Genomic DNA, 26,831 nt, shown 5'->3' with positions numbered 1-26,831 from the left:
GGGAAGAGAAGTGCGACGGTTATACCTGTTCAGCGGCATGGCGGGCGTACAGGGCCCGCCGCTCGCCGCACTGCGGGCGCTGTACGCCCGCCCGGAGAACGCGCGGTACTTCACCGCGGCGGCCGAGGCGGTGGCGCGCGTGCTCGACCACGTCGGCCCGGACGCCTACCGCCGGGAGCTGCCCGGCGGCATCCCGCTGACCGCCTGGCTGCGCGGCGACCCGCCGGAGGCGGGCGCCCTGGAACACTCCATCGTGGACGGCCTGTGCGCCCACATCTACCACCTGTGCCTGCTGCAGCCCGCCGTCGGCCGCGCGGACGACGACCGGCCCGCGCCGGTGGCCGCCATCGGTCACAGCCTGGGCCTGATCGGCGCGATGGCCGCGGGCCTGAGGGTGACCGGCCGCCGGCAGTACACGGCGCTCTGCCACGACCTGATCGCGATGACCGCGCTGACGCTGATCCGCTGCCACCAGCTGACACCGCCGCGGAAGGGCGCGGCCACACCGATGGCGGCCGTGACGGGCGTACCGGCCGAGGAGCTGCGCGCACTGGCGGCGGACTCCCCGGTGCACCTGGCCCTCGCCAACTCCGGCCGCTCGCACGTGCTGGCCGGGGACCCGGACGACCTCGCCGGCTTCCGGACGAGGCACACGCGGCGACTGGCCGAGCCGGGGGTGGGGTGGACCTACCTGCGCAGCACCGCGCCGTTCCACACGCCGCTCCTGGAGCCGGCGGTGCGCGCGACGCTGGAGGAGCGGCACTTCATGACGTTCCCGCTCACCGGCGACCGGCTGGCCGTACCGGTGTACGTCGCCGACGCGCCGGTCAACCTCCAGCACCGCGGTGACCTGTTGCCGGACGTCCTCGCCCACGCGGTGTGCCGCCCGCTGGACTGGCCCGGAACGGTCCGCGCCGCGATCGAGGACTGCCGGCCCGACCAGGTAGTCGACTTCGGACCGGGCCCGTCGGCCCGGGTGTTCACCCGGGAGACCCTGCGCGGCGGCCACCACGGCCTGCGCTACCGCAGCGTCCCCGCACCGACCGCTTGAGTGAAGGAGCGTCCACGCATGCACTGTCTGGTCTTCCCCGGCCAAGGCGTACAGCGCAGAGGCATGGGAGGGGAACTGTTCGAGCGGTATCCGCGGGAGACCGCGGCCGCGACCGAGCTGCTCGGCTATCCCGTGGCGGACCTGTGCCGCGACGACCCCGACGACCGGCTCGCCGACACCCGTTACGCGCAACCGGCCGTCTTCCTCGTCAACGCGCTGTCCTGGATGGACCTCGAGCGCGCCGGCCGGCGGTACGACTACGTCGCCGGGCACAGCCTGGGCGAGTTCAACGCGCTGGTGGCCGCCGGCGTCATCGACCTGATGGACGGCCTGGCGCTGGTCCGGCGCCGCGCCGAACTGATGGCCGACGTCACCCGCGGCGCGATGGTCGCGGTGGTCGGGCTGAGCCCGGCGCAGGTCGAGGCGGTGCTGCACGGCGCCGGGCTCAACCTGGTGCACGTCGCCAACCGCAACAGCGACCAGCAGGTGACGGTGGCCGGGGAGCGGCCGCAACTGGCGCTCGCGGTCAAGGCGCTGCGCGGCCGGGGCGCCCGGGTCCTGCCGGTGTCCGTCAGCGGCCCGTTCCACACCCCCCTCATGGCCCCGGCCGGCCGGGCGTTCGCGACGGTCCTGCGCGCGTACGCATTCCGCGCCGGGCACACGCCGGTGATGTCCAGCGTCACCGGCACAAAGTTCGCCCTGGATCAGGCGGTCCGGCTGCTCAGCGGACAGATCCACCGCCCGGTGGAGTGGGTGCGCACGGTCCGGGCCCTGCGCGCGGCCGGCGTCGACCACTTCGACGAGGTCAACGGCACCACCCTCACCGCCTTCATCGCACGGATCGCCGCACAGCCCACGGAGGAACTCGTATGACCACGGACATCGCTGTCGTCGGACTGTCCGTCGAAGTGCCGGACGCGCCGGACCAGCACGCGTTCTGGGACGTCGTCCGCACCGGCCGCAGCCTCACCCGGCCGTTCCCGGCGCGGCGGCGCCGGGAGATCGAGGAGTACCTGCGCTACCACCGGGAGTCGGCGCTGGTACCGGACGCCGAGGAGCGGGTCGACTTCCACGACGGCAGCTTCCTGGACCGGGTGGACCTGTTCGACCACGCCTTCTTCGGCATGACCCCGAAGCAGGCCGCGGTCACCGACCCGCACCAGCGGCTGGTCCTGCGCACGATGTACCGCGCGCTGGAGGACGCCGGCTACACCGGCGAGCGGCTGGCCGGCAGCCGCACCGGCGTGTACGTCGGCTACGCCGGCAACCCCGGCGGGTCGTACCTGGACTACTTCTGCCGCATCGACCCCGCGCTGGGACAGCTCGGCATCACCGGCAACATCGTCACGATGCTGGCCAACCGGCTCTCGTACCTGCTCGACCTGCGCGGCCCCAGCATGGTGATCGACAGCGCCTGCTCGGCGTCGCTGCTGGCGCTGCACCAGGCCAGGGCCGCGCTGCTGCTGGGCGACTGCGAGATGGCCGTGGTGGCCGGCACCCGGATCGTGATGGCTCCGATGCGGCACCCGCACACCCGGATCGGCATCGAGTCGTCCGACGGCGTGACCCGTACGTTCGACGAGAGCGCGGACGGCACCGGCTTCGGCGAGGGGTCCGGGGCGGTCGTGCTCAAGCGTCTCGACCGGGCGCTGGCCGACGGCGACCAGGTGTACGCGGTCGTCAAGGGCAGCGCGGTCAACCACGACGGCAGGTCCGAGATGATGACCGCGCCGGACTCCCGCGCCCAGGCCGGCCTGCTGGAGACCGCGTGGCGGGACGCGGGCGTCGACCCCCGCACGATCGGCTACCTGGAGGTGCACGGCACCGCCACCAAGGTCGGCGACCCGATCGAGTTCGAGGGGCTGCGGCGGGCGTTCGCCGCCCGGACCGACGACCGGCGCTTCTGCGCGGTGGGCACGGTGAAGGCGAACATCGGCCACCTCTTCGAGGGCTCGGGCGTGATGGGCGTGATCAAGGCCGCGCTCGCGCTGCGGCACCGCGTGATCCCGCCCCTGGCGAACTACGAGCGGCCGAACACCGCGATCGACCTCGACGACGGCCCGGTGTACGTGCCGCGGGAGGCCCACGCGTGGCCGGAGGGGGACGGCCCCCGCCGCGCCGGGGTGAGCGCCTTCGGCCTCGGCGGGACCAACGCGCACGTCGTGCTGGAGGAGTTCACCGCGGCGCCGCCGAAGTCCGGCGAGGACCGGCCGCCCTACCTGTTCACGCTCAGCGCGCAGAGCCCGGCGTCGCTCGGCCGGCTGGTCACCCGCTACCGCGAGGCGATCGACGGCGGCCGGATCGACGGGAGCGTGCGGGACGTGTGCTGGACGTCGAACGTCTCCCGCGCCGGACACCGGCACCGGCTCGCCTACACGGTCGCCGACCTGGCCGGGCTGCGGGCGGCGCTGGCGGCCACCGAGGCCGGTGAGGTGCCGGACGCCGCCGGCACCGAGGCCGCCCGCGCCTGGACCGGTGGCGCCGACCTCGACCTGAGGGCGCAGTACCGCGGGCCGGGTCCGCGGACCGTGCACCTGCCGCCGTACGAGTTCGACGAGACCCGCGCCTGGGTCGACTTCCCCGACACCTGGCGTGAGAGGTTCGCGCTGGCCGCACCGCGGGCCGAGCACCCGCTGACGCACGAGGTGGGGTTCACGCCGGCGCCGCTCGCCGGGGCCGGCGACCCGTCGGCCCGTGTGCTGGCCCTGGTGGGTCCGGCCGCGGCCGGCGCCGTGGCCGCCGCCCTGCCGCCGGACGCGGTGCTGCGCACGCCGGACGCCGCGGACGCCGGACCGGACCGGCTCGCCGAGGAACTCGTCGACGAGGGCTACACCCATCTGGTGTACGCGCTCGCCTTCGACGACGCACCGGCGGACGGTCCCGCGGAACTGGACCGCCGCGTCGACGCACACCTGACCGGCCTCTTCCGGCTGGCGAAGGCGCTGATGCACGCGAGCGCGACGGTCGACCTCGTGGTGCTGACCCGGCGGGCGCTGGCGGTCGTGCCCGGCGAGACGGGTGTGGTCGCGGAGCACGCGGCGCTCGCCGGGCTGGCCAAGGCGATCGGCCGGGAGTACCCGTACGTGACCGTCCGGCTGCTCGACGTCGACGACGCGGTGCCGGCCGCGCTGCTGGGCACGGAGATCCTCGCCGCGCAGGCCGGCGTGTACGCGCTGCGCGGCACCGACAAGTACCGCGAGTCCTTCGCCGAGCTGCCCGAGGTCCCGGCGGTCCGCGACGCGTACCTGCGGCCCGGCGGCGCGTATCTGATCACCGGCGGTCTCGGCGGCATCGGTCTGGAGACGGCCCGGCACTTCGCGGCCGGCGCCCCCGGCGTCCAGCTGTACCTCCTCGGCCGCACCGCCCTGCCGCCCGAGGCCGAGTGGGACGCGGTCGCCGCCGACCCGCAGCACCCCGCCGCGGCGCGCGTCACGGCGGTCCGCGAGATCGCCGCACTCGGCGCCGGCGTGCACCCGGTGGCCGCCGACGTCGCCGACGAGGCCGCGCTGGCGGACGTGCTGGCCGCGATCCGCGCCGCGCACGGCCGGGTGGACGGCATCGTGCACGCCGCCGGCGTGCCCGGCGACAACCTCATCGCGTACCGGGAGGCCGACGAGTTCGCGTCCGTCCTGCGGCCGAAGCTGCGCGGCGCGTTCCTGCTGCACTACCTGACCCGGGACGACCGGCCGGACTTCGTGCTGCACATGTCCTCGGTGGCCGCGGTGTTCCCGGCCCTCGGGCAGGCCGACTACGCGGCCGCGAACCTCTACCTGGACCACCTGGCCCGCACACTGAACACACCGGAGCACCGCGTGGTCAGCGTCGACTGGGTGGCCTGGCGGGAGGTCGGCATGGCGGTCGCCACCGGCGTCAGCGAGGACCTGGTGTTCCGGTCGCTGCGCACCCGTACCGGCCTCGGCCTGATCGACGCGGCGCTGCGCGGGGACCGGGCGGGGTTCTTCGCCGGTGAGATCAACTACGGCAGCGACCTGATGAGCGTCCTGCCGACGTACCACGTCGCCCTGTCCGCGGACCTCGAGGGCAAGATCGAGGCGGGACTGGCGGCGCTCGAGGAGCGGTCCAGGCTGAGCCTCGCCCGCGTGCGCGAGGCCGTGGAGTCCACCGAGGTACGGCTCACCGGGCGTCCGGACGACGGGTACACCGACCGGGAACGGATGGTGGGCCGCTGCCTGGCGCACACCCTCGGTCACCCGGTGATCGACGTCCACGCCGACTTCCGGGATCTGGGCGCCGACTCGATCATGGCGCTGACCATCGGCAACAGCATCTCCGCCTGCCTCGGCCGCCAGTTCGACGCCGTCGACCTCATGAGCGAGCGCACCGTGGCCGCCGTCGCCCTGCTCATCGAGAACAAGTACGACACGGACGCGCCGGACGACGACGGCGACGACGACGCGTGGCTCGACGAGCTGCTGACCCTGCCCGGAGACTGACGTGCCGGACCTGACCCGGGGCCCGGTCCTGACCGGCATCGTCGGCACCGCGGCCCCGCTGGCCCTGGCCAACCTGCTCCAGCAGGGCTACCTGCTGGTCGACAGCGCGGTCGTCGGCCGGTACGTGGGCGTCACCGGGCTGGCGGCGCTGGGCGCGGCACAGCCGCTGTACGCGATCCTGACCTCGCTGTTCACCGGTGTGTCCGGCGCGTTCACGGTACGGCTCGGGCACCTCGCCGGCGCCGGGCGGCGGGACGATCCGGGCGCGCTGCTGGCGCTGGCGGTCTGCACCGCGGTGTGGTCGGCGCTCTGCGCCGCGGTCGCGGTCCTGGCCGCGGCGCCGCTGCTGGCGCTGACGGGTGTGACCGGCGAGGTCGCCGCCGAGGCCCGGACCTTCGTGGTGACGCTGTGCTCGGGCATGGTCGCGGTCTACGCGCTCGGCGCGGTGTGCGCGGTGCTGACCGGCCGCGGCGACGTCCGCCGGGCCACCGCCCTGATGATCGCCGCGAGCGTGCTGAACGCGGTGTTCGCCTGGCTGTTCGTGGGCCCCTGGGGGCTCGGGATGGCGGGCGCGGCGCTGGCCGTGGTGGCCTCCAACGCGCTGACCGCGGTGGTCGGCCTGACCCGCCTGGTGCGCGAGCAGCGCCGGCCGCGGCCGGTCGGGGCGGACGGGGCGGACGGGACAGCCGGGACGGCCGCGGTCACGGCCGCCGCGGTGCTCGCCGAGGTGCGGCGCGGCCTGCGGATCGGCGCGCCGATGGCCGTGCAGTACCTGCTGATCGGCGTCGGCGTGCTGGTGCTGGTGTGGATCATCACGCCGTTCGGTGAGGAGGCCCTCGCGGCGCTGACCGTCGTCGCCCGGCTGGAGCTGCTGACCAGCGTGCTGTTCCTCAACCTGTCCGGCGCGCTGATGGTGTTCACCGCGCAGAACACCGGCGCCGGCCGGGCCGCGCGGGTCCGCGAGGGGGTCCGTCATTCCGTGTGGCTGGGTGTCGCGCTCACCGCGGTGGTGTCCCTGCTGTTGCTCGTCGGACGCGGGCCGATCGCCGCGCTGTTCTCCGGCAGCGCCGAGACCCGGCTGGTGACCGAGCGGTACATCCTCATCACGACGCCGTTCTTCCTGTGCTACACGCTGACGGTCGTACTGCACGGCTGGTTCAACGGCATCGCCCGCACCGTCGTGCCGCTGATCTGCACGGTGGCCTCGCTGGGTGTGGTCCGGCTGCCGTTGTCGTACGCGCTGGGCCACGCGTGGGGGGTCGACGGCATCATGTGGGCGACGGTGATCGGCTGGGCCGTGGGGCTGGGCTGCACGCTGCTGGCCGTCCGGCCCGCGGTGACCGCGCCGCGGGCCGGTCCCGCCGGGGACGCCGGCTCCGACGAGGACGCCGCCCCGGTGGCGCGGCCGGACGGGAGGGCCGTCCGGTGATCCGGTCGTTGTTCGTCAGCGACGTCCTGCCCCGCCGCCCCGCCGGCGGCGCGGTGCAGCGGATGGACCTGGTCACCGGGGCGCTCGCCGAACTGGGCCCGGTGGACGCGCTCTTCCTCGCACCGCCGGACACCGTGCCGCCGCCGGAGGAGACCGTCCGCTTCGCCCGCACCGGGGTCGCCGCCGTACCGCCGTACACGGGCGCCCGCGCCTTCCTGGAGATCGCCGCGCGCGGGCCGTCCGCCGCCTACGCCGGTCACCAGCGGCGCACGCTCGCGCCCGTCCTGCCCGGCTGGTCGACCGGCACCCGCTACGACCTGGTGTGGTTCAACCGGGAACGCGCCTGGCTGCCGCTGCGCGGCCGGTTCACCGGCCGCACCGTCGTCGACGTGGACGACTTCGAGGACGTGCTGATCCGCCGCTGGGCGCGGCTCGGCCGGGGCGTGTGGGACGTGCCGCTGACGCCGTGGCAGCGCGTGCAGGCACGGCGGTCGATCGCCTGGTGGGGCCGCGTCCACCGGCGGGTGGCGCGGGAGGCGGACGTGGCCGTGGTCGCCTGCGCCCGCGACGCCGCCCGGCTGGGCACGGGGCGGACGGTGGTGGTGCCGAACACCTACCCCGCCCGCCCGCCGGAGCCGCCGCGCACCGGCCGCGGCACGACCCTCCTGTTCCAGGGCTCCTTCGACTGGGCGCCCAACGCGGACGCCGCCGCCTGGCTGACCGGGGAGATCCTGCCGCTGATCCGCGAGCGGGTGCCGGACGCGAGGGTCGTACTGGCGGGCGCGTCCACCCCGCAGGTCGCCGCGCTGGCGGGCCCGCACGTCGAGGTCACCGGCGCGGTCCCGAGCATGGCGCCCCACCTGCGCGCCGCGGACCTGGTCGTGGTCCCGCTGCGCGTGGGCAGCGGGACCCGCATCAAGATCCTCGAGGCGTTCGCGCACGGCGTGCCGGTGGTCAGCACCACGATCGGCGCCGAGGGCCTCGACGTGGTCCCCGGTGAGCACCTGGCCCTCGCCGACACCGCCGGGGACCTGGCCCGGCACTGCGCGGACCTGCTCACCGACCGGGCCCGCAGGGACGCGACGACCGCCGCCGCGAGCCGGCTGCACACCGGCCGGTACCTGCCCGAACACGCAACCGCCCGCGTACGGGAGGCGGCCCTGCGGGCGGTCGCGGGCCGGCACCGGGGCGGCACGGACACGACGGTGGGGCCCACCCCTTAAAAAACGCTGTGGGCGAACCCGGCCCCAGGGCGTCGACGGGAGCGGATGTCCCGGCGGAACGCACGCCGACGGCGTGTCTCCGGGACATCCGCTCCCCTCGGGACCCCGGGGTCTCCGACACCGGCCTGCCACCCGAGAGACGATCGATGCCGTCGCCCTGACACCTTCCTCCGCCTCGGCGCCGCTGGTGTCGGAGTCGGCTGGAACACTGCGATTGTGATCAACAAGATGGCCCCGGACCTTCCTGGTGCTCCCATCGGCTCCCTGCCACCCAGAGCGCAGGCAGAGCTCGCCGGCACCGCCTGGGAAGAGCTGCCGCACGTCTGTACGGGCCGGCACGGTGTGCCCGACACACCGGACATCCTCGGCGCCGTGCTCGCCGCCGACCCGGCCCGCCGGGTACGGGCGGTGGGCGATCTGTATCGACTGCTCCTCAATCGGGAGCAGGTGTTTCCGGCGACCGCTCCGGCGGCCTTGGTCCTGGCCTGTCTTCTCGACGATCCGCGCACCCTCGCCGAGGACCGGTGGGAGCGCACGGCCGGCCGGCGGTCGCTTCGCGCCGAACTGCTGAACTGGCTGGCTTCGTTCGCCGACATCGCCCGCCTGGACGTCAAGGACGGCGTCGGCACCGCACAGGATCTGGCCGCCGCCCGAACGGCAAGGCCACTGCTCCACGACCGCATCGCGGACTTCTGCGACGCAGACGATCCACGGGTGAAGGAGGCCGCACTCGCGGCCACCGCCCTGCTGCTGGCCGACCCCGCCCTCGCCTCGTCCGTACCCCGGTACGCGCCCGCCGTTCGCGAGGTCCTTGCCGTGAGCGCGGACTCGTACTACCGGTGGATCGCCCGGGAACGGCTGGCTGCCTGGGGGGAGGATGTCACCGGTCTCGTCACTGCGGAGGAGGAGCACCGCCGGGCCCTGGACACCGGCGAAGTCGTCGACGATCTCCTGGCGACGCTGGGCCGGGACGCCGCCGGTCAGCGGACCGAACACCGGAGTGGCCCTGGCGGTTCCGGCCGCCAGGGCCTCCTTCACCACGTCCAGCACGTCCTTGAAGTTGGAGAAGACCACCGTCTTCTGCCCGTTCTCGCCGGCCTCCTGGACGATCTCCCGGAGCCGGTCCAGTTTGGCCGACTTCTCGGGGCGCATGTAAGCGGCCCTGCGCATGGCCATGAAGTTGCCCGCGCGCACGGCTTCGCGGTACGCCTCCTCGTCCGAAGTACTCAGCTCTTCCCACTCGTCGGTCTGCTGAAGGCTCGGGAGTTCCGTCAGCACGTCCTCCTGGTTGCGCCGCAGGTAGACCGGGGCCACAGCCTTACGGAAAGCAACCGATCCGGCCAACGCGTCCCGTTCACCGAGGGAGTCCGCGACGTCGCCGTCGAGCATCCGGACCAGGTTGCGGAACTCCACGACCCTGTTCTCCATCGGGGTTCCGGTCATGAAAAGGGCGCGCTCGCAACGCTCCGCCCACAGGCCGACCGCCTGGGACCGCTTGGCCTTCGGGTTCTTCACGGAGTGCGCTTCGTCGACCACCAGCAGCCCGACCTCCCCGCCGCCCGGAGCGGGAAAGCCGCGCAGCGCGTCGAACGTGGTCACCCCGACGCCGCCCCGCCCCTTCCAGTCGGCGAACGCGTGGTGCCGGTCGGGACCGTGGAGCACCATGACGCGCAGGGCGCTGCGGGCCTCGATCTCCCGTGTCCAGTTCACGAGGACGCTCGCGGGGCAGACGACCATGAAGTGACTCTGTCCCTCGGCTGCCAGGTGGGCGAGGACGGCGATCGCCTGGATCGTCTTCCCGAGGCCCATCTCGTCGCCGAGTATCACCTTGCGCTGCGCGAGCGCGAACCGTGCGCCGAACGCCTGGTAGCCGCGCAGGGAGACCCGCCGGTGCGTGTCGTCGAGGTGCTGGGTCCGTACCCGCTCCGCGATCTCGTCGGGCAGAAATCCCTCTGCGGCAGCCGCGTCCGGCGGCCGTCCGGAGATCTCGGCGAGCAGGCTGTAGTACTCGGCGGAGCGGAGTTCGAAGTCCACCCAGGCCGCAACGTCGGACGAAGGACCTCGGAGCAGGTCCACCGACGCCTGGGCGAGCAGCTCGGGCAGGCCGACACGCTCCGCCTCGTCCACCAGCGACCGGGTCTCGGCGACCGCCGCCCATGCGCGAGCCTTCTTCTCCCGGCCGGCCAGAAGCATCCGGACCCTTCCAGCGGCGGGCCTCGCGTCGGCCAGCAACGGACCGAGCCGTTCCGTCAGGACGGTGGCCTTGTCGACCGCGCGCCGGGCCTCCGGGCCGGCCTCCACCAGGACGTGCAGGGCCGTGACGAGCGCGGTGGTGCGCGGTTCCGGCCGGTCCACGTCGATGTGGACGGCCACGGTCTCGTGCACAGCCTCGGAGAGCCGGCGGGCGGCGGCGAGCATCTGGTCGACGGTGCGCTGCCCGACACCGGGAATCTGCCGCAGCCGGTAGGGGCCCGCTTCGAGAACACTGCCCAGGGTGCGCAGTCCGCTCTTCTCGACGCTCCCCAGCCGCAGCCGCCCTTCGGTGACGTCCTGCAGCCGGGCGACGGGAATGGCGTCGAGCTCCCGCTTCACCGCCGCGTCATGGATGGGCTTCAGTGCCGCCCGTACCGCCTCCACCGCCCTTCCGTGGTCACCGACCACTGCCTGCGCCGCCTCATACAGTCGCGCTCCCCTCGCGACTGTGTCCCGCTCGCCCCGCCCCACGCTCCCCGCCCTTCTCCGCCCCTCCCCGGCATCTTCCCATCGCCCGCACCGGGCCTCGACCGGCGTCCGCCGCTCCGTGCGGATCCACCGAGCCCGGGGCAGTCATTCACACCTCCAGGCTTACGACCGCCGGTAGGATCGGTGCCATGAGTGGTAGCAGGAAGTATTCGATCAGCCTGCCCGAGGATCTCGCCGAGGCCGTACGCGCCCATGTCGGGCCCGGCGGTTTCTCCGCCTACGTCGCCGAGGCTCTCGAACAGCGGGTCGCCATGGACAAGCTGCGGGAGATCGTCGCCGACTTCGAGACCGACAACGAAGCTCTCACCCGCGAGGAGGTCGAGGCCGCCAGGGCACTGCTGCGCCACGACCACCGGCAGGCCGGCGGGGCCGCCGCCTGATGCCCGGCACCCTCCTGCTCGACAGCGAAGGACTCTCAAAGCTCTACCGCAAGGACCGCACCGTCGTGGCCCTGGTCCAGGCGGCGTCGGAGGAGGGCGTCCGCGTCGCCACCAGCGCCATGACCACGCTTGAGGCCGACTACGAGCGCATCCACCCGGCCCGCATCAAGTGGGTCCTCTCCCGCGTCGACGTTCACGACGTCACCAAGGAGATCACCGACCGGGCCGCCGTCCTCCTTCGCACCCATCACCTTCACGGCCACAAGTACGCCATCGATGCCGTTCTCGCCGCCATCGCCCGCAACGCCCCCCAGCCGGTCACTGTTCTGACCTCCGACCCCGAGGACCTGACACTCCTGTGCAGCCCTTCCGTGGAGGTCGTCAAGGTCTGAGACCGTGCCGCCGCCACGCCGCCCGGCCAAACGCTGTCACGGCATCGCGGGATCGAGGACTCGCCGCGGACAGAAACCTGTGCCCGACCCGCCAACAGGCGAGCCGGGCGCAGGTATTGACATGGCGTCACACGTTGAAGCGGAACTCCACCACGTCGCCGTCCTGCATCACGTACTCCTTGCCCTCCATGCGGGCCTTGCCCTTGGCGCGGGCCTCCGCCACCGAGCCGGTCTCCACCAGGTCGGCGAAGGAGATGACCTCCGCCTTGATGAAGCCCTTCTGGAAGTCGGTGTGGATGACACCGGCGGCCTCGGGGGCGGTGGCGCCCTTCTTGATGGTCCAGGCGCGGGATTCCTTCGGGCCGGCCGTGAGGTAGGTCTGCAGGCCGAGGGTGCGGAAGCCGACGTGGGCGAGGGTGGCGAGGCCGGGCTCCTCGGCTCCGACCGACTCCAGCAGTTCCATCGCGTCCGCCTCGTCCAGCTCGGCGAGGTCCGCCTCCAGCTTGGCGTTGAGGAAGATCGCCTCGGCGGGGGCGACCAGGGCGCGCTGCTCGTTCTTGAAGTCCTCGTCGGTCAGCTCGTCCTCGTCGACGTTGAAGACGTAGAGGAACGGCTTCGTGGTGAGGAGGTGCAGGTCGTGGAGGAGTTCCGCGCGCTCGGTGCCCTGGACGACGCCCTGGGAGAAGAGGGTGTCGCCCTTCTCCAGGATCTCCTTGGCCTCCTCGACCGCCTTGACCTTCGGCGCGACGTCCTTCTTGATCCGCGACTCCTTCTGGAGGCGGGGCAGGACCTTCTCGATGGTCTGGAGGTCGGCGAGGATCAGCTCGGTGTTGATCGTCTCGATGTCGTCCTTCGGCGAGACCTTGCCGTCGACGTGCACGACGTTCTCGTCCTTGAAGGCGCGGATGACCTGGCAGATCGCGTCGGACTCGCGGATGTTCGCGAGGAACTTGTTGCCGAGGCCCTCGCCCTCCGACGCGCCGCGCACGATGCCGGCGATGTCGACGAAGTCGACCGTGGCCGGGAGGATCCGCTGGGAGCCGAAGATCTCGGCCAGCTTGGTCAGCCGGGGGTCGGGGACACCGACGACGCCGACGTTCGGCTCGATCGTGGCGAACGGGTAGTTGGCCGCCAGCACGTCGTTCTTGGTCAGGGCGTTGAACAGGGTCGACTTGCCGACATTCGGCAGACCGACGATTCCGATCGTGAGCGACACGTTGCGACTTCCCGTACGTGAGGATGGGGGACGAGGACCGGCCGACGGGGCTGTGTGGGCCGATCCACCAGTCTACGGCGTGCCCGCCCGCACCCCCGCGATCCGTCGAACGTGCGGCCGGACCGCGATCCCCGGCGTGTCTGACGGGCCGTTCGGCACATAAAACGACCTACGTTGGTGCAGTGGAGCAACACAGGACGCGACCCGCGCGGTACGGACGGTACGGACCGCGACGTGACAGGCCGGCCGAGCCGCCGCTGCCTCCCCCGGCGGGGCGGGCGGCGGGGGGAGGGGTCGCGCGGCCCGTCCGGCCCGCCCGGGTGCCGGTGAGCCGGCCCACTCCCCCGCCCGCGGTCCGGCGGCTGCCCAACCCGCGGCTCACCGGACTGGGCCTGAGCCTGTTCTGCGGGCTGGTGGCGCTCGTCCTCGGCCTGCTGACCGACGCCCTGTTCGGGTCGTCGGGGACCGTGTACGGCGTGCTCTTCCTGCCGGTGTGCGTGCTGACCGCGCTGTGGGTGCGCGAGGGGGACCTGCTCGTCGCCCCCGTCGTGGTGCCGATCGCCTTCGCCGTGGGGCTGGTCCCGCTCGCCGACGGGGGCGACGGCACCGGCGGCCGGCTGATGGGCATGGTGACGGGCCTCGCCACCCAGGCCGGGTGGCTCTACGGCGGGACACTGGTCACGAGCCTGATCGTGCTCGGCCGCAGGGTGCGCCGGGTGCGCGGGATCAACCGGCGCGTCGCGCGGAACCGTCCCCGCCCCTGACGTCCCTCAGCCGCCCGTCGCCGCGCGCATCGCCGCGCCCACGATGCCCGCGTTGTTCTGGAGCTGGGCCGGGACGATCTCCGCCTTGATGCCCTGGATGTGGTCCAGGAACTTGTGGGACTTGCGGCTGACGCCGCCGCCGATGATGAACAGCTCGGGCGAGAACAGCATCTCCACGTGGGCCAGGTACTTCTGCACCCGGTGCGCCCAGTCCTCCCACGACAGGTCGTGGTCCTCCCTGGCCTTGCTGGAGGCCCGCTTCTCCGCCTCGTGGCCGTGCAGCTCCAGGTGGCCCAGCTCGGTGCTGGGGACGAGGACGCCGTCCACGAACAGGGCGCTGCCGATGCCCGTGCCGAAGGTCAGCAGGATCACCGTGCCCCGGCGGTGGCGTCCGGCGCCGAAGTGCATCTCGGCGACGCCGGCCGCGTCCGCGTCGTTGACCACCGTCACCGGCAGGCCGCCCAGGCGGTCGCCGAGCAGCACGCGCGCGTCGGTGTCGATCCAGCTCTTGTCGACGTTGGCCGCCGTACGGATCGTGGTGCCGCCGGTGACGACACCCGGGAAGGTGACCCCGACCGGTCCGGTCCAGCCGAAGTGGTCGACGACCTGCTTCACGCCGTCGGCCACTGCGTCGGGTGTGGCCGGGTGCGGGGTGAGGACCTTGTGGCGCTCCTGCGCCAGGTCCCCCTTGTCCAGGTCGACCGGGGCACCCTTGATCCCGGAACCGCCGATGTCCACGCCGAAGATCTGCATGGCCCTACGTTACGACGGACGACGGACGGTCACGCGAGGCAGCCCGCGTGACCGTCGCGGCCGCTCCGTCGTCACCGCGCGGAATCCGCCCCGGATCCGCCGCGCTCGGCCACCAGGGCCGCCGCCTCCTCGCGCAGGTCGCGACGGAGCTCCTTCGGCAGGGAGAAGACGATGGACTCCTCGGCGGCCTTGACGATCTCGACGTCCTCGAAGCCGCGCCCCGACAGGAATTCCAGCACCTGCTCGACGAGGATCTCCGGCACCGAGGCGCCCGAGGTGACGCCGACCGTGGACACGCCGTCCAGCCAGGCCTCGTCGATCTCGTCGGCGAAGTCCACCAGGTACGCCGCGCGGGCGCCGGCCAGCTTGGCGACCTCCACCAGCCGCTTGGAGTTGGAGGAGTTGCGGGAGCCGACCACGATCACCAGGTCCGCCTCGGCGCCCATCTGCTTGACCGCGAGCTGGCGGTTCTGCGTGGCGTAGCAGATGTCGTCGCTGGGCGGGGAGATCAGCTGGGGGAACTTCTCCTTCAGCGCGTCGACGGTCTCCATGGTCTCGTCGACGCTCAGCGTGGTCTGGGAGAGCCAGACGACCTTGGAGGGGTCGCGGACCTCGACCTTCGCGACGTCGTCCGGCCCGTCGACGAGCTGGATGTGGTCGGGGGCCTCGCCGGAGGTGCCGATGACCTCCTCGTGGCCCTCGTGGCCGATCAGGAGGATGTCGTAGTCGTCGCCTGCGAAGCGGACGGCTTCCTTGTGGACCTTGGTGACCAGCGGGCAGGTGGCGTCGATGGTGGCGAGCCGGCCGCGCTCGGCCTCCTGGTGGACGACGGGGGCGACGCCGTGCGCGGAGAACATGACGATGTTGCCCGGCGGGACCTCCTCCGTCCGTTCGACGAAGATCGCGCCCTTCTTCTCCAGGGTCTGCACGACGTACTTGTTGTGCACGATCTCGTGCCGGACGTAGACGGGGGCCCCGTACTGCTCCAGGGCCTTCTCGACGGCGATCACGGCGCGGTCCACTCCCGCGCAGTAGCCACGGGGGGCGGCGAGCAGGACACGGCGGCCAGGCGAAGCGGTCATGCGTCCCATCGTAAGGCCGCCTGCGGGGGCCCGGTCACGGTGCGTTGTCGGTGGGGCGCACTACTCTCGCGGACATGGCTCTCAACACGTCTGCGGAAGCGCCGCTGCCCGTCGGTGAGGTGTCGCGGCTGATCGGGGGGTGGATCGACCGGCTCGGCGCGGTGTGGGTCGAGGGGCAGATCACCCAGCTGTCGCGGCGGCCGGGCGCCGGGGTGGTGTTCCTGACGCTGCGCGACCCGTCGCACGACATTTCGGTGGGCGTGACCTGCTACCGGCAGGTGTTCGACGCCGTCGCGGACGTGGTGAGCGAGGGCGCGCGGGTGGTGGTGCACTGCAAGCCGGAGTGGTACGCGCCGCGTGGGCAGCTCTCGCTCCGGGCCGCCGAGATCAAGCCGGTGGGGGTGGGCGAGCTGCTGGCGCGGCTCGAGCAGCTGAAGAAGTCGCTCGCGCGGGAGGGGCTGTTCGCGCCGGAGCGCAAGAAGCCGCTGCCGTTCCTGCCGCGGCTGATCGGGCTGGTGTGCGGGCGCGCCTCGGCGGCCGAGCGGGACGTGCTGGAGAACGCGCGGCTGCGGTGGCCCGCCGTCCGCTTCGAGGTGCGCAACGTGCCCGTGCAGGGGGTGCACGCGGTGCCGCAGGTCGTCCAGGCCGTGAAGGAGCTGGACGCGGTCGACGAGGTGGACGTGATCATCGTGGCGCGGGGCGGCGGCAGCGTGGAGGACCTGCTGCCGTTCTCCGACGAGCAGCTGGTGCGGGCGGTGGCGGCGTGCCGTACGCCGGTCGTCTCCGCGATCGGGCACGAGCCGGACAACCCGCTGCTCGACCACGTGGCCGACCTGCGCGCCTCCACGCCGACCGACGCCGCCAAGAAGGTGGTGCCGGACGTGGGCGAGGAGTACGAGCGGGTACGGATGCTGCGCGACCGCGCGCGGCGCTCGGTCCTGGCGCTGCTGGACCGGGAGGAGCGCGGGCTGGCGCACGCGCTGGCCCGCCCCTCGCTGCAGGATCCGCACCGGATGGTCGAGGCGCGCGCGGAGGAGGTCACGGCGCTGCTGGAGCGGAGCCGGCGCAGTCTGCGGCATCAGCTGGACCGGGCCGACTCCGAGCTGACGCACACGCACGCGCGCGTGGTGGCCCTGTCCCCCGCCGCGACGCTGAAGCGCGGGTACGCCGTGCTCCAGCGGGCGGACGGGCAGGCGGTGCGGGATCCGGCCGAGGTGGAGGCCGGTGAGACCTTGCGGGCGCGGGTGTCCGAGGGCGAGTTCACGGTTCGAGTCGATACACAGAGGGTGGACGGATGAACGGCAAGACGGAGCAGACGGCGGCGGCCGAGGCGCTCGGGTACGAGCAGGCGCGGGACGAGCTGATCGAGGTCGTACGACGGCTGGAGGCGGGCGGTACGACGCTGGAGGAGTCCCTCGCGCTCTGGGAGCGGGGCGAGGAGCTGGCCGGGGTGTGCCGACGCCGGTTGGAGGGGGCGCGGGCCCGGCTGGACGCGGCGCTCGCGGAGGAGGAGCGGAAGGAGGAGGGCGGGGCGGAGGGCTCAGGGGAGGCCTGAGCTGTGAAGTGGACCACTGGACTTCAGATTTAGTTGAGCGTTGAACTTCATAGGCGTACCGTCGGACCCGTCCACCGGTCCGTGGCTCCTGCGCGGACATCCGTGGTCCCCCCCACGGACAGACGGGCCGACGTACCCCCCGAGAAGGTTCACGCATGTCACTCGCCCTTGACCCCGCCGCCCAGGACCTGCTGTTCCGCGAGGCGCGCACCGCCAACACATTCACCGACGAGCCGGTGACCGACGAGCAGGTGCGGGCGATCTACGACCTGGTCAAGTACGGCCCCACGGCCTTCAACCAGAGCCCCCTGCGCGTCACCCTGGTCCGCTCCCCCGAGGCCCGCGAGCGCCTGGTCGCGCACATGGCCGAGGGCAACCGGCCCAAGACGGCCTCCGCCCCGCTGGTCGCGATCCTCTCCGCGGACAACGAGTTCCACGAGGAGCTGCCGCAGCTCTTCCCGCACTTCCCGCAGGCCAAGGACGCCTTCTTCAGCGAGCGCCCGGTGCGCGAGGGTGCCGCCGCGGTGAACGCCGCCCTCCAGGCCGCCTACTTCATCATCGGCGTGCGCGCCGCGGGCCTGGCCGCCGGCCCGATGACCGGCTTCGACTTCGAGGGCGTCCGCAAGGAGTTCCTCGACGACGACCACACCCCGCTGATGGTCGTCAACATCGGCCGCCCCGGCCCGGACGCGTGGTTCCCCCGCTCCCCGCCCCTGTACGTCTTCCTCACTCCGTGCGCAGCGCCCCGGCCATCTCCGCCAGCCGGCCGAACGATCCCGTGCCGGTCACCACCGTGGTCGAGCCCTCGGTGCCCTCCAGCACCAGCGCGTCGTAACGGTCGCCCTCGTAGCGCGTCCAGGTCCTGCCGTCGATCCGCTGCGTGGCCTCCGTCTTCGCGGCGCCCTGCGTCCTGTCCTCGATGAACGCCGCCCGCTTGCCCGTGGACTGCTCGACCGCCACGTACTCCCCGTCGGGGGCGTGGAAGCCGAGGTGCCAGGCCTCGGACTCGGTGCCCTGATAGCGGACGGAGGTGGGCTTCCACTCCTCGGGCAGGCCCTCCGGCGCGGCGACGGGGTAGGAGGCGGCCCGGCGGGCCGTGAGCAGGTCGATCCGGTAGTCGACCCGCTTGAGGTCGGGTTCGCCGTCCTCGTGCGGGATGAACAGCCAGACCACTCCCGCCACCAGCCCGATGAGGACCATGGAGAGGATCATGTCCCGGGCCGTTTTCTGCATACTGCTCTTTCCTGCCACGCCCCCTATCGTCGCAGGTGCCCGGTGCGCTCATCCGTGGGGGGCCCTGCTCATTTTGTCGGACTGGCGATAGAGTCGTGCCCAACCCTCATCCGGCCGTCGTCGTACAGAAAGGTGCGCTCCGATGACCGAACACCATCACTTGCCGTCCGAACTCGATGTCCCCTCCGAGGCCCCCGACCGCAACCTCGCCCTGGAGCTCGTACGGGTCACCGAGGCCGCGGCCATGGCAGCCGGCCGCTGGGTAGGGCGCGGCGACAAGAACGGCGCCGACGGCGCCGCGGTACGTGCCATGCGCACCCTCGTCTCCACCGTCTCGATGAACGGCGTCGTCGTCATCGGCGAGGGCGAGAAGGACGAGGCCCCGATGCTCTTCAACGGGGAGCGCGTGGGCGACGGGACCGGCCCGGAGTGCGACATCGCCGTCGACCCGATCGACGGTACGACGCTGACCGCCAAGGGCATGACGAACGCCATCGCGGTGCTGGCCGCCGCCGAGCGCGGCTCGATGTTCGACCCGTCGGCCGTGTTCTACATGGACAAGCTGGTCACCGGGCCGGAGGCCGCGGACTTCGTCGACATCAACGCGCCGGTGAGCGTGAACATCCGGCGGGTCGCCAAGGCCAAGCGGGCCACTCCCGAGGACGTCACCGTGGTGATCCTCGACCGGCCGCGGCACGAGGGCATCATCAAGGAGATCCGGGAGACCGGGGCGCGCATCAAGCTGATCTCCGACGGCGACGTGGCCGGCTCGATCCTCGCGCTGCGCGAGGGCACCGGTATCGATCTGCTGCTCGGCATCGGCGGCACTCCCGAGGGCATCATCTCGGCGTGCGCGGTGAAGTGCCTGGGCGGCACCATCCAGGGCAAGCTGTGGCCCAAGGACGACGAGGAGCGGCAGCGGGCGGTCGACGCGGGGCACGACCTGGACCGGGTACTGACCACGGAGGACCTGGTCACCGGGGACAACGTGTTCTTCGTGGCGACGGGCATCACCGACGGCGAGCTGCTGCGCGGGGTGCGGTACCGGTCGGAGACGGCCACGACCGATTCGATCGTGATGCGGTCGAAGTCGGGGACGGTGCGGAGGATCGATTCCGAGCATCGGCTCTCGAAGCTGCGGGCGTACAGCGCGATTGACTTCGATCGCGCCAAGTGAAACGCCGGTGCGGGGAGCCTGCGGCGCGTGGGCCAGTGCGGGTGCGTTGTGGTTGATCGCGCAGTTCCCCGCGCCCCTGAGGTGAGACCAGTCCCCCGGCGCTGAGAGGTGAGCGAGTTCCCTGGTGCTGGGAAGCGGGTTTCCCGGTGGTGAAGGGGCGTCCCCTGTGCGGAGGGGGCGCCCCTTCTTGTCGCTTGCGTGTGGTTCAGCCCGCTGCCGCGATGCGGCCCGGGCGGGCGTTCTTCTTCAGTTCCATCTCGCGGCGCCGGCGGCGGGCCAGCACCACCCGGCGTTCGGCGGCGGTGAGGCCGCCCCAGACGCCGTAGGGCTCGGGCTGGAGCAGGGCGTGCTCGCGGCACTCGACCATCACCGGACAGCGGGCGCAGACGCGCTTGGCCGCCTCCTCGCGGGAGAGCCGGGCGGCCGTGGGTTCCTTCGAGGGTGCGAAGAACAGCCCCGCCTCGTCGCGCCGGCACACCGCCTCGGTGTGCCAGGGGGCGTCCTGGTCCCTGTCCCGCGCTGCCGCTCGCTGGGCCGGGACAGCGGCTATCTGCAGGGACGAATGCGGCGGTTGCAGCACGGTCTACTCCTGACGACGGCTTCGCAAGCGAGACACGATGCAGCAAGGCTTACCCGATGTACGCGCGCCTATGCACAGAGTCCCGACCGTACGTCAGTGGCCCAGGTGCCTGCGCATGCTCCGGTCGACCTTGCGCTGCACCCGGTCGAGGATGTCCGCCACGAGCCTGCCGCGCTTGGGCCGCGCCTCGACGGACCCCAGCACCGCCCAGCCGTCCACGTAGACCACCGGGGCCTCGGGATCGGCCGCGTCGAGCGTGTCCACCTCGAAGGCGCCGAGCACGCCGCCGCCCATGCCGCGCAGCGACACGTTCTCCGGGACGCGGATCTCGACGCTGCCGAAGACGGAGAACGCCTTGATCATGACCTGCTGGTGGTCGAACAGCGCCTCGCTCAGGTCGATCTCCACGCTCCCGAAGACCGCGTAGGCGTGAATGCGGCGGCCGGTGCGCCAGCGGCCCTTGCGGGTGGCGGCGCTGAACACCGCGACCACGTTGTCATCGGGGTCCATCGGGATCGCGCCGGTGGTGGGGCGGCTGGGGGCAAAGGCGTGTGCCGCGCGCCGCTGGTGGGCCGCCGGCAGGTCCCGGACGAACACCTCCAGCTCCCCGACCGTCTTGGCGGCCAGCACGCCCTCGACGCGCTCCGCGTGCTCGTCGGCGGTGAGACGGCCCTCGGCGAGGGCCTCGCGCAGGAGGTCGGCGGTACGGTCCCGGTCAGCGTCGGAGGCGCGCAGCTCGGCCGTCCGAGGTGCCGCGTCCGGCTGCTGGGCGTGCTTCTGAAGGTCCACGGCAGCAGCGTACCGAAACGCGATAGATCGCGACTACCCCCTGACGGGGACGACTGAGGACAACCTCACAGACTCACCGCGAAGAGCAGGTCCTACGCTGGTGGGCGCCCGCCGACGTCGGCGGGCGGCCGGCGAGCGAGCCGAAGGGGCGCGCCCGTGCGGAGGATCCGAGTGCGCGAAGGCCCGGAGGGCCCGGGCACGACGGGCCCTGTGCACAGGCCTCGGCGCCCCGGAGGCGAGCCGCCCCGGAAGACTTCCTGTCGAGTGAGGAATGGGCGAGATGCCTGAGTTCGAGTACGCCGATCTGCTCCCCATGGGAGAGGACACCACCCCCTACCGGCTGGTGACCTCCGAAGGTGTCTCCACCTTCGAGGCCGACGGGCGGACGTTCCTCAAGGTGGAGCCGGAGGCGCTGCGCAAGCTCGCCGAGGAGGCCGTCCACGACATCCAGCACTACCTGCGCCCCGCCCACCTGGCGCAGCTGCGCCGCATCATCGACGACCCCGAGGCGTCGGGCAACGACAAGTTCGTCGCGCTGGACCTGCTGAAGAACGCGAACATCGCGGCGGCGGGCGTGCTGCCGATGTGCCAGGACACCGGTACGGCGATCGTCATGGGCAAGCGCGGGCAGAACGTGCTGACGTCGGGGCGTGACGAGGAGGCCCTGAGCCGGGGCATCTACGACGCCTACAAGAACCTGAACCTGCGCTACTCGCAGATGGCCCCGCTCACCATGTGGGAGGAGAAGAACACCGGCTCCAACCTCCCCGCGCAGATCGAGCTGTACGCGACGGACGGCGGCGCGTACAAGTTCCTGTTCATGGCCAAGGGCGGCGGGTCGGCCAACAAGTCGTTCCTCTACCAGGAGACCAAGGCCGTCCTGAACGAGACCTCCATGATGAAGTTCCTGGAGGAGAAGATCCGTTCGCTGGGCACGGCCGCCTGTCCGCCGTACCACCTGGCGATCGTCGTCGGCGGCACGTCGGCCGAGTACGCGCTGAAGACCGCGAAGTACGCCTCCGCGCACTACCTGGACGAGATCCCCTCCGAGGGCTCCCCGCTCGGGCACGGCTTCCGGGACAAGGAGCTGGAGGAGAAGGTCTTCGAGCTGACGCAGAAGATCGGGATCGGCGCGCAGTTCGGCGGCAAGTACTTCTGCCACGACGTGCGGGTGGTGCGGCTGCCGCGGCACGGGGCGTCCTGCCCGGTCGCCATCGCCGTGTCCTGCTCGGCGGACCGGCAGGCCGTCGCGAAGATCACCGCCGAGGGCGTGTTCCTGGAGCAGCTGGAGACCGACCCGGCGCGGTTCCTGCCGGAGACGACGGACGAGCAGCTCGACGCCGACGGCGACGTGGTGAAGATCGATCTCAACCAGCCGATGGACGCCATCCTCGCCGAGCTGACCAAGTACCCGGTCAAGACCCGGCTGTCCCTGACCGGCCCGCTGGTCGTGGCGCGCGACATCGCGCACGCCAAGATCAAGGAGCGGCTGGACGCGGGTGAGGAGATGCCGCAGTACCTGAAGGACCACCCGGTGTACTACGCGGGGCCCGCGAAGACGCCGGAGGGGTACGCGTCGGGGTCGTTCGGGCCGACGACGGCCGGGCGCATGGACTCGTACGTGGAGCAGTTCCAGGCGGCGGGCGGGTCCAAGGTGATGCTGGCGAAGGGGAACCGGAGCAAGCAGGTGACCGACGCGTGCGACGCGCACGGGGGGTTCTACCTCGGGTCGATCGGCGGGCCGGCGGCGCGGCTGGCGCAGGACTGCATCAAGAAGGTCGAGGTCGTCGAGTACGAGGAGCTCGGGATGGAGGCGGTGTGGAAGATCGAGGTGGAGGACTTCCCCGCGTTCATCGTCGTCGACGACAAGGGGAATGACTTCTTCCAGGATCCCTCGCCGCAGCAGCCGACGTTCACGTCGATTCCGGTGCGGGGGCCTGGGCTGGCGTAGCTGTCGCGGGGCGGCGGGGGTGGTTTTTTCGCCCCCGCCGCCCCTTCCCGTCCCGAAACCGGGGCTCCGCCCCGGACCCCGCTCCTCAAACGCCGGAGGGGCTGATTTCTAGCCTTTCCGGCATGTGAGGGCGCATCACCGCCGTCCGCATAGCGGATTCCGTGTGCTTCTTTCGGACAATCGAGCCCCGGCCCGGTCCGTTCCGTTGACTGGCCCGACCATCGCTGTGAGTCTTCTCGGCGCTCCGGCATGCACATGCCATGTCATCCCTGCGTGGCTCACCCCACAGCCACCTCCCGGAGGAGACCAGGTGAAACGAAGATTCGCCGTGGCGGGCTTCTCGCTCGCCGTCGTGCTCGGCTGCGGAACACTCCCCGCCGTGGCCGCCGACTCCGTACCCACCGCGGACACCACCCTCAGCGCCGCGCCCGACGTCGACGTGAACCAAGTCAAGGCGCACCTGAACGAGTTCAGCGCCATCGCCGGCCGGAACGGCGGCAACCGCCGCTCCACCGGCCAGGGGTACGACGACTCCGTCGCCTATGTGAAGGGCAGGCTCCAGACCGCCGGGTACACCGTCACCGAGCAGCCGTGCACCTCCGGCTGCACCAGCGGGGCCGGGCCCAACCTGATCGCCGAGTGGCCCAAGGGCGACGCGAACAACGTGTACATGTTCGGCGCCCACCTCGACGGCGTCTCGGCCGGCCCCGGCATGAACGACAACGGCTCCGGCTCCGCCGCCCTCCTCGAGAACGCCCTGACGCTCGCCCGGCAGAACCCCGCCCTGCGCAACCGGGTCCGCTTCGCCTGGTGGACCGACGAGGAGCAGGGCCTCAACGGGTCCGACTTCTACGTGCGTTCGCTGTCGTCCACCGAGCGCGCGAGGATCAAGGCGTACTACAACTTCGACATGGTCGCCTCCGTCAACGGCGGCTACTTCATCAACCACATCACCTCCTCGGCCGCCGCCCCCATGAAGGCGTACTGGGACTCGCTCGGGCTCCAGCCCGAGGAGAACACCGAGGGCGCGGGGCGCAGCGACGACTACTCCTTCGAGCAGTACTCCATTCCCACCTCCGGCTACGCGATGGGGGCCAGCGCCCGCAAGACCTCCGCGCAGGCCGCCAAGTGGGGCGGCACCGCGAGCAGGGCGTACGACCCCTGCTACCACTCCTCCTGCGACACCCTCACCAACATCAACACCACCGGCCTGGACCGCGCGTCCGACGGCATCGCGTACACGATCTGGCAGCGGGCGGTGGACACCGGCACCGGCGGCACCTGTGACACCACCGGCGTCGTCGCCAACGGCGGGTTCGAGAGCGGCACCTCGCCGTGGACCGGGAGCACCGGGGCCATCGGCGCCCAGTCGGGCCAGTCCGCCCACACCGGCACCCGGTTCGCCTGGCTGTCGGGGTACGGCTCCACCCGTACTGAGTCGATCAGCCAGTCGGTGACCGTGCCGGCCGGGTGCACCCGGGCCACGCTGGGCTACTGGCTGCACATCGACACCGACGAGTCCGGCTCGACGCCGTACGACCGGTTCACGGTGAAGGCGGGTGGCACCACGCTCGCCACGCTGTCCAACGCCGACGCCGGCAGCGGTTATGTGCAGCGCTCGGTCGACCTGTCGGCGTACGCGGGGCAGACGGTGACCCTGACCTTCACCGGGAGCGAGGACTCCTCGCTGCAGACGAGCTTCGTCCTGGACGACGTGACCCTGCTGAGCGACTGAGACCACCCCCCACGGGTACTCCGCCCCGCCGCGCTCCCCGCGCGGCGGGGCGGAGGCCGTGCGCGGGAATACGCTCGCCGGACACCGCTGCTGTGCATGCTCGGAGGTACGACGATGACGACCACGGACGACGACCGGCACTACCGCGTCGAGCACGACTCCATGGGGGAGGTGAGGGTACCGGCCGACGCCAAGTGGCGTGCGCAGACCCAGCGCGCCGTGGAGAACTTCCCCATTTCCGGGCAGCGGCTGGAGCGCGCCCACATCGAGGCCCTCGCCCGGATCAAGGGCGCCGCGGCCAAGGTGAACGCCCGGCTCGGGGTGCTGGACGAGGACATCGCCGGGGCGATCCAGGAGGCGGCCGGGGAGGTCGCCGAGGGGCGGTGGGACGAGCACTTCCCGGTGGACGTGTTCCAGACCGGGTCCGGGACCTCGTCCAACATGAACACCAACGAGGTCCTCGCCACGCTCGCCGGCGAGCGGCTGGGACGGGACGTGCACCCGAACGACCACGTCAACGCCTCGCAGTCGTCCAACGACGTCTTCCCGTCGTCGATCCACATCGCCGCGACCGCCGCCGTCACCCGTGATCTGGTCCCGGCGCTCGACCACCTCGCCGCCGCCCTGGAGCGCAAGGCCGGGGAGTTCGCCGACGTGGTGAAGTCCGGGCGGACGCACCTCATGGACGCCACGCCGGTGACGCTGGGCCAGGAGTTCGGCGGGTACGCGGCCCAGGTGCGGTACGGGATCGAGCGGCTGAACGCCTCCCTGCCGCGCCTGGCCGAGCTGCCGCTGGGCGGGACCGCCGTCGGCACCGGCATCAACACCCCGCCCGGGTTCTCCGCCGCCGTCATCGAGGAGGTCGCCCGCGCGACCGGGCTGCCGCTGACCGAGGCGCGCGACCACTTCGAGGCACAGGGCGCCCGCGACGGCATCGTGGAGACCAGCGGGCAGCTGCGGACCATCGCCGTCGGACTGACGAAGATCGCGAACGATCTGCGGTGGATGGCGTCGGGCCCCCGCACCGGCCTCGCGGAGATCTCCCTGCCCGACCTCCAGCCCGGCTCCTCGATCATGCCCGGCAAGGTCAACCCGGTGATCCCGGAGGCCGTGCTCATGGTGTGCGCGCAGGTCACCGGCAACGACGCGACCGTCGCCGCCGCCGGCGCCGCGGGCAACTTCGAGCTTAACGTCATGCTGCCGGTCATCGCGAAGAACGTGCTGGAATCGGTGCGGCTGCTCGCGAACGTCTCCCGGCTGCTCGCCGACCGCACGGTCGACGGGATCGTCGCGCACCGCGAGCGGGCCCGCGAGTACGCCGAGTCCTCGCCGTCGGTGGTCACCCCGCTCAACAAGTACATCGGTTACGAGGAGGCCGCCAAGGTCGCCAAGGGGTCCCTGGCCGAGCGGAAGACCATCCGGGAGGTCGTGCTGGAGGGCGGTTACGTCGAGCGCGGCGACCTGACCGTCGAGCAGCTCGACGCGGCGCTGGACGTCCTGCGGATGACACGGCCGTGACGGCACGGCCGTAGGGCGTCGTGCCGGGAGCCGCGAACCGTGACGGGGGACGCGGCGTCGTATGCCCATGGCACCTACTATCTGGCCATGGCGGAGGGCGGAGCGACGATGCGCGAGGAAGCGGGCGGGACGGCCGGACACTGGACGCCCGGGACACAGGTCCTGTGGCGGTACCGGGAGAACGGCGGCGCGCGCATCCACATCGCGCGCCCCGTCACGGTCGTACGCGACGACCCGGAGCTGCTCGCGGTGTGGATGGCGCCCGGTACCGAGTGCGTGAAGCCGGTGCTCGCCGACGGCACGCCGGTGCACCGGGAGCCGCTCGGCACCCGGTACACCAAGCCGCGCGCGGTGCGGCGGGACCGCTGGTCCGGCACCGGGGTGCTGAAGCTGGCCCGGCCCGGCGAGCCCTGGTCGGTGTGGCTGTTCTGGGACCCGGGCTGGCGGTTCAGGAACTGGTACGTGAACCTGGAGGAGCCGCTGTCCCGCTGGGCCGGCGGAGTGGACTCCGAGGATCACTTCCTGGACATCTCCGTGCACCCGGACCGCACCTGGCGCTGGCTCGACGAGGACGAGTTCGCGCAGGCCCGACAGGACGGTCTGGTGGACTCCGCGCTGGCCGGGAGGGTGCGGGAGGCCGGGCGGGCCGCCGTGGCGGCGATCGAGGCCTGGGGGACACCGTTCGCGGACGGGTGGGAGAACTGGCGCCCCGACCCGTCGTGGACGGTACCGTCACTGCCACAGGACTGGGACCGCACTCCCGTGCATCTGTCCTCGTGAGACCCTTGCTGCGCCCCCGGGCGGGAA

21 protein-coding genes and 2 pseudogenes are annotated in these 26,831 nt (G+C 72.2%); 16 read left to right on the top strand and 7 right to left on the bottom strand.

What is annotated here, in order from left to right; genetic code table 11:
* Positions 1–10 precede the first annotated feature (10 nt).
* From IH50_RS40875 to IH50_RS38715, 5 genes are read left to right on the top strand one after another with little or no spacing between them, the layout of a single operon-like run.
* Entirely contained in the window at positions 11–1,051 is a 1,041-nt protein-coding gene (locus tag IH50_RS40875) for a hypothetical protein (RefSeq protein WP_158801185.1), read from the top strand.
* Between the two features lie 18 nt (positions 1,052–1,069).
* Positions 1,070–1,924 (top strand): ACP S-malonyltransferase, encoded by an 855-nt coding sequence (locus IH50_RS40870; protein WP_037872269.1) that lies wholly within the window; start codon positions 1,070–1,072, stop codon positions 1,922–1,924.
* Positions 1,921–5,505, top strand: coding sequence for an SDR family NAD(P)-dependent oxidoreductase (locus IH50_RS38720; RefSeq protein ID WP_051767260.1), 3,585 nt, complete (start codon positions 1,921–1,923; stop codon positions 5,503–5,505). Before IH50_RS40870 ends, IH50_RS38720 begins: the two co-directional genes overlap by 4 nt.
* A gap of 1 nt (position 5,506) precedes the next feature.
* Positions 5,507–6,934 (top strand): MATE family efflux transporter, encoded by a 1,428-nt coding sequence (locus tag IH50_RS0111125; RefSeq protein WP_030859966.1) that lies wholly within the window; start codon positions 5,507–5,509, stop codon positions 6,932–6,934.
* Positions 6,931–8,157 (top strand): glycosyltransferase, encoded by a 1,227-nt coding sequence (locus IH50_RS38715; RefSeq protein ID WP_030859965.1) that lies wholly within the window; start codon positions 6,931–6,933, stop codon positions 8,155–8,157. Before IH50_RS0111125 ends, IH50_RS38715 begins: the two co-directional genes overlap by 4 nt.
* A gap of 903 nt (positions 8,158–9,060) precedes the next feature.
* Here IH50_RS38715 and IH50_RS39585 read toward each other — a convergent pair.
* Positions 9,061–10,881 (bottom strand): annotated as a pseudogene (locus tag IH50_RS39585) (DEAD/DEAH box helicase); the annotation flags it as partial.
* Positions 10,882–11,027: 146 nt separating this feature from the next.
* Between IH50_RS39585 and IH50_RS0111110 the strand changes: the two are divergent.
* Positions 11,028–11,279, top strand: a complete 252-nt coding sequence (locus tag IH50_RS0111110; protein ID WP_018845686.1) for a hypothetical protein — start codon at positions 11,028–11,030, stop codon at positions 11,277–11,279.
* On the top strand, positions 11,279–11,671 hold the full coding sequence (locus tag IH50_RS0111105; protein WP_030859963.1) for a DNA-binding protein: 393 nt from the start codon (positions 11,279–11,281) through the stop codon (positions 11,669–11,671). The genes IH50_RS0111110 and IH50_RS0111105 overlap by 1 nt, the downstream gene beginning before the upstream one ends.
* Positions 11,672–11,798: 127 nt before the next feature.
* On the opposite strand, the gene ychF is transcribed toward IH50_RS0111105, so the two are convergent.
* Complete coding sequence (gene ychF / locus IH50_RS0111100) at positions 11,799–12,887, bottom strand: redox-regulated ATPase YchF (RefSeq protein ID WP_030859962.1); 1,089 nt, start codon at positions 12,885–12,887, stop codon at positions 11,799–11,801.
* A 182-nt stretch (positions 12,888–13,069) separates the two neighbouring features.
* On the opposite strand from ychF, the gene IH50_RS0111095 reads away from it, so the two are divergent.
* Positions 13,070–13,651, top strand: coding sequence for a DUF6542 domain-containing protein (locus tag IH50_RS0111095; protein ID WP_078913926.1), 582 nt, complete (start codon positions 13,070–13,072; stop codon positions 13,649–13,651).
* A 6-nt stretch (positions 13,652–13,657) separates the two neighbouring features.
* On the opposite strand, the gene ppgK is transcribed toward IH50_RS0111095, so the two are convergent.
* Together ppgK and IH50_RS0111085 are read right to left on the bottom strand one after the other, a co-directional pair.
* Positions 13,658–14,404, bottom strand: a complete 747-nt coding sequence (gene ppgK, locus IH50_RS0111090) for a polyphosphate--glucose phosphotransferase (RefSeq protein WP_030859960.1) — start codon at positions 14,402–14,404, stop codon at positions 13,658–13,660.
* Between the two features lie 71 nt (positions 14,405–14,475).
* The gene (locus tag IH50_RS0111085; RefSeq protein WP_030859959.1) at positions 14,476–15,495 is read right to left on the bottom strand and encodes a 4-hydroxy-3-methylbut-2-enyl diphosphate reductase; all 1,020 of its coding nucleotides are present in this window, start codon (positions 15,493–15,495) and stop codon (positions 14,476–14,478) included.
* 65 nt (positions 15,496–15,560) lie between these two features.
* Here IH50_RS0111085 and xseA point away from each other — a divergent pair, with 65 nt between their 5' ends.
* The 3 genes and pseudogenes from xseA to IH50_RS39580 form a co-directional block, all read left to right on the top strand.
* Complete coding sequence (gene xseA / locus IH50_RS0111080) at positions 15,561–16,784, top strand: exodeoxyribonuclease VII large subunit (RefSeq protein WP_030859958.1); 1,224 nt, start codon at positions 15,561–15,563, stop codon at positions 16,782–16,784.
* Complete coding sequence (locus IH50_RS0111075; RefSeq protein WP_030859957.1) at positions 16,781–17,041, top strand: exodeoxyribonuclease VII small subunit; 261 nt, start codon at positions 16,781–16,783, stop codon at positions 17,039–17,041. The genes xseA and IH50_RS0111075 overlap by 4 nt, the downstream gene beginning before the upstream one ends.
* Positions 17,042–17,196: 155 nt before the next feature.
* A pseudogene (locus tag IH50_RS39580) lies at positions 17,197–17,757 on the top strand (malonic semialdehyde reductase); the annotation flags it as partial.
* Positions 17,758–17,767: 10 nt separating this feature from the next.
* On the opposite strand, the gene IH50_RS0111065 reads toward IH50_RS39580, so the two are convergent.
* A complete protein-coding gene (locus IH50_RS0111065; RefSeq protein ID WP_030859954.1) occupies positions 17,768–18,274 on the bottom strand; it encodes a DUF4245 domain-containing protein in 507 nt (168 codons plus the stop codon).
* 142 nt (positions 18,275–18,416) lie between these two features.
* Here IH50_RS0111065 and glpX point away from each other — a divergent pair, with 142 nt between their 5' ends.
* Positions 18,417–19,451 (top strand): class II fructose-bisphosphatase, encoded by a 1,035-nt coding sequence (glpX, locus tag IH50_RS0111060; protein WP_030859952.1) that lies wholly within the window; start codon positions 18,417–18,419, stop codon positions 19,449–19,451.
* A gap of 205 nt (positions 19,452–19,656) precedes the next feature.
* Here the strand turns inward: glpX and IH50_RS0111055 are convergent, their stop codons facing one another.
* The gene (locus tag IH50_RS0111055) at positions 19,657–20,031 is read right to left on the bottom strand and encodes a WhiB family transcriptional regulator (RefSeq protein WP_078913925.1); all 375 of its coding nucleotides are present in this window, start codon (positions 20,029–20,031) and stop codon (positions 19,657–19,659) included.
* Positions 20,032–20,124: 93 nt separating this feature from the next.
* Positions 20,125–20,820, bottom strand: a complete 696-nt coding sequence (locus IH50_RS0111050; RefSeq protein ID WP_030859950.1) for a DUF1707 SHOCT-like domain-containing protein — start codon at positions 20,818–20,820, stop codon at positions 20,125–20,127.
* 271 nt (positions 20,821–21,091) lie between these two features.
* On the opposite strand from IH50_RS0111050, the gene IH50_RS0111045 reads away from it, so the two are divergent.
* The 4 genes from IH50_RS0111045 (at position 21,092) to IH50_RS0111030 (ending at position 26,804) form a co-directional block, all read left to right on the top strand.
* Entirely contained in the window at positions 21,092–22,771 is a 1,680-nt protein-coding gene (locus tag IH50_RS0111045) for a fumarate hydratase (RefSeq protein WP_030859949.1), read from the top strand.
* Between the two features lie 310 nt (positions 22,772–23,081).
* Positions 23,082–24,506: a M20/M25/M40 family metallo-hydrolase gene (locus IH50_RS0111040; RefSeq protein WP_030859948.1), complete on the top strand. Its 1,425-nt coding sequence runs from the start codon at positions 23,082–23,084 to the stop codon at positions 24,504–24,506.
* Positions 24,507–24,620: 114 nt separating this feature from the next.
* Entirely contained in the window at positions 24,621–26,024 is a 1,404-nt protein-coding gene (locus IH50_RS0111035; RefSeq protein WP_030859947.1) for a class II fumarate hydratase, read from the top strand.
* A gap of 87 nt (positions 26,025–26,111) precedes the next feature.
* Complete coding sequence (locus IH50_RS0111030) at positions 26,112–26,804, top strand: DUF402 domain-containing protein (protein ID WP_030859946.1); 693 nt, start codon at positions 26,112–26,114, stop codon at positions 26,802–26,804.
* Positions 26,805–26,831: the final 27 nt, after the last annotated feature.

Origin of the sequence: Streptomyces sp. NRRL S-37 (genome assembly GCF_000721605.1) — a bacterium.
Lineage (GTDB): Bacteria > Actinomycetota > Actinomycetes > Streptomycetales > Streptomycetaceae > Streptomyces.
Note: the sequence above shows the minus strand (reverse complement) of the source record. Positions and strands in the feature narration are given on the sequence as shown.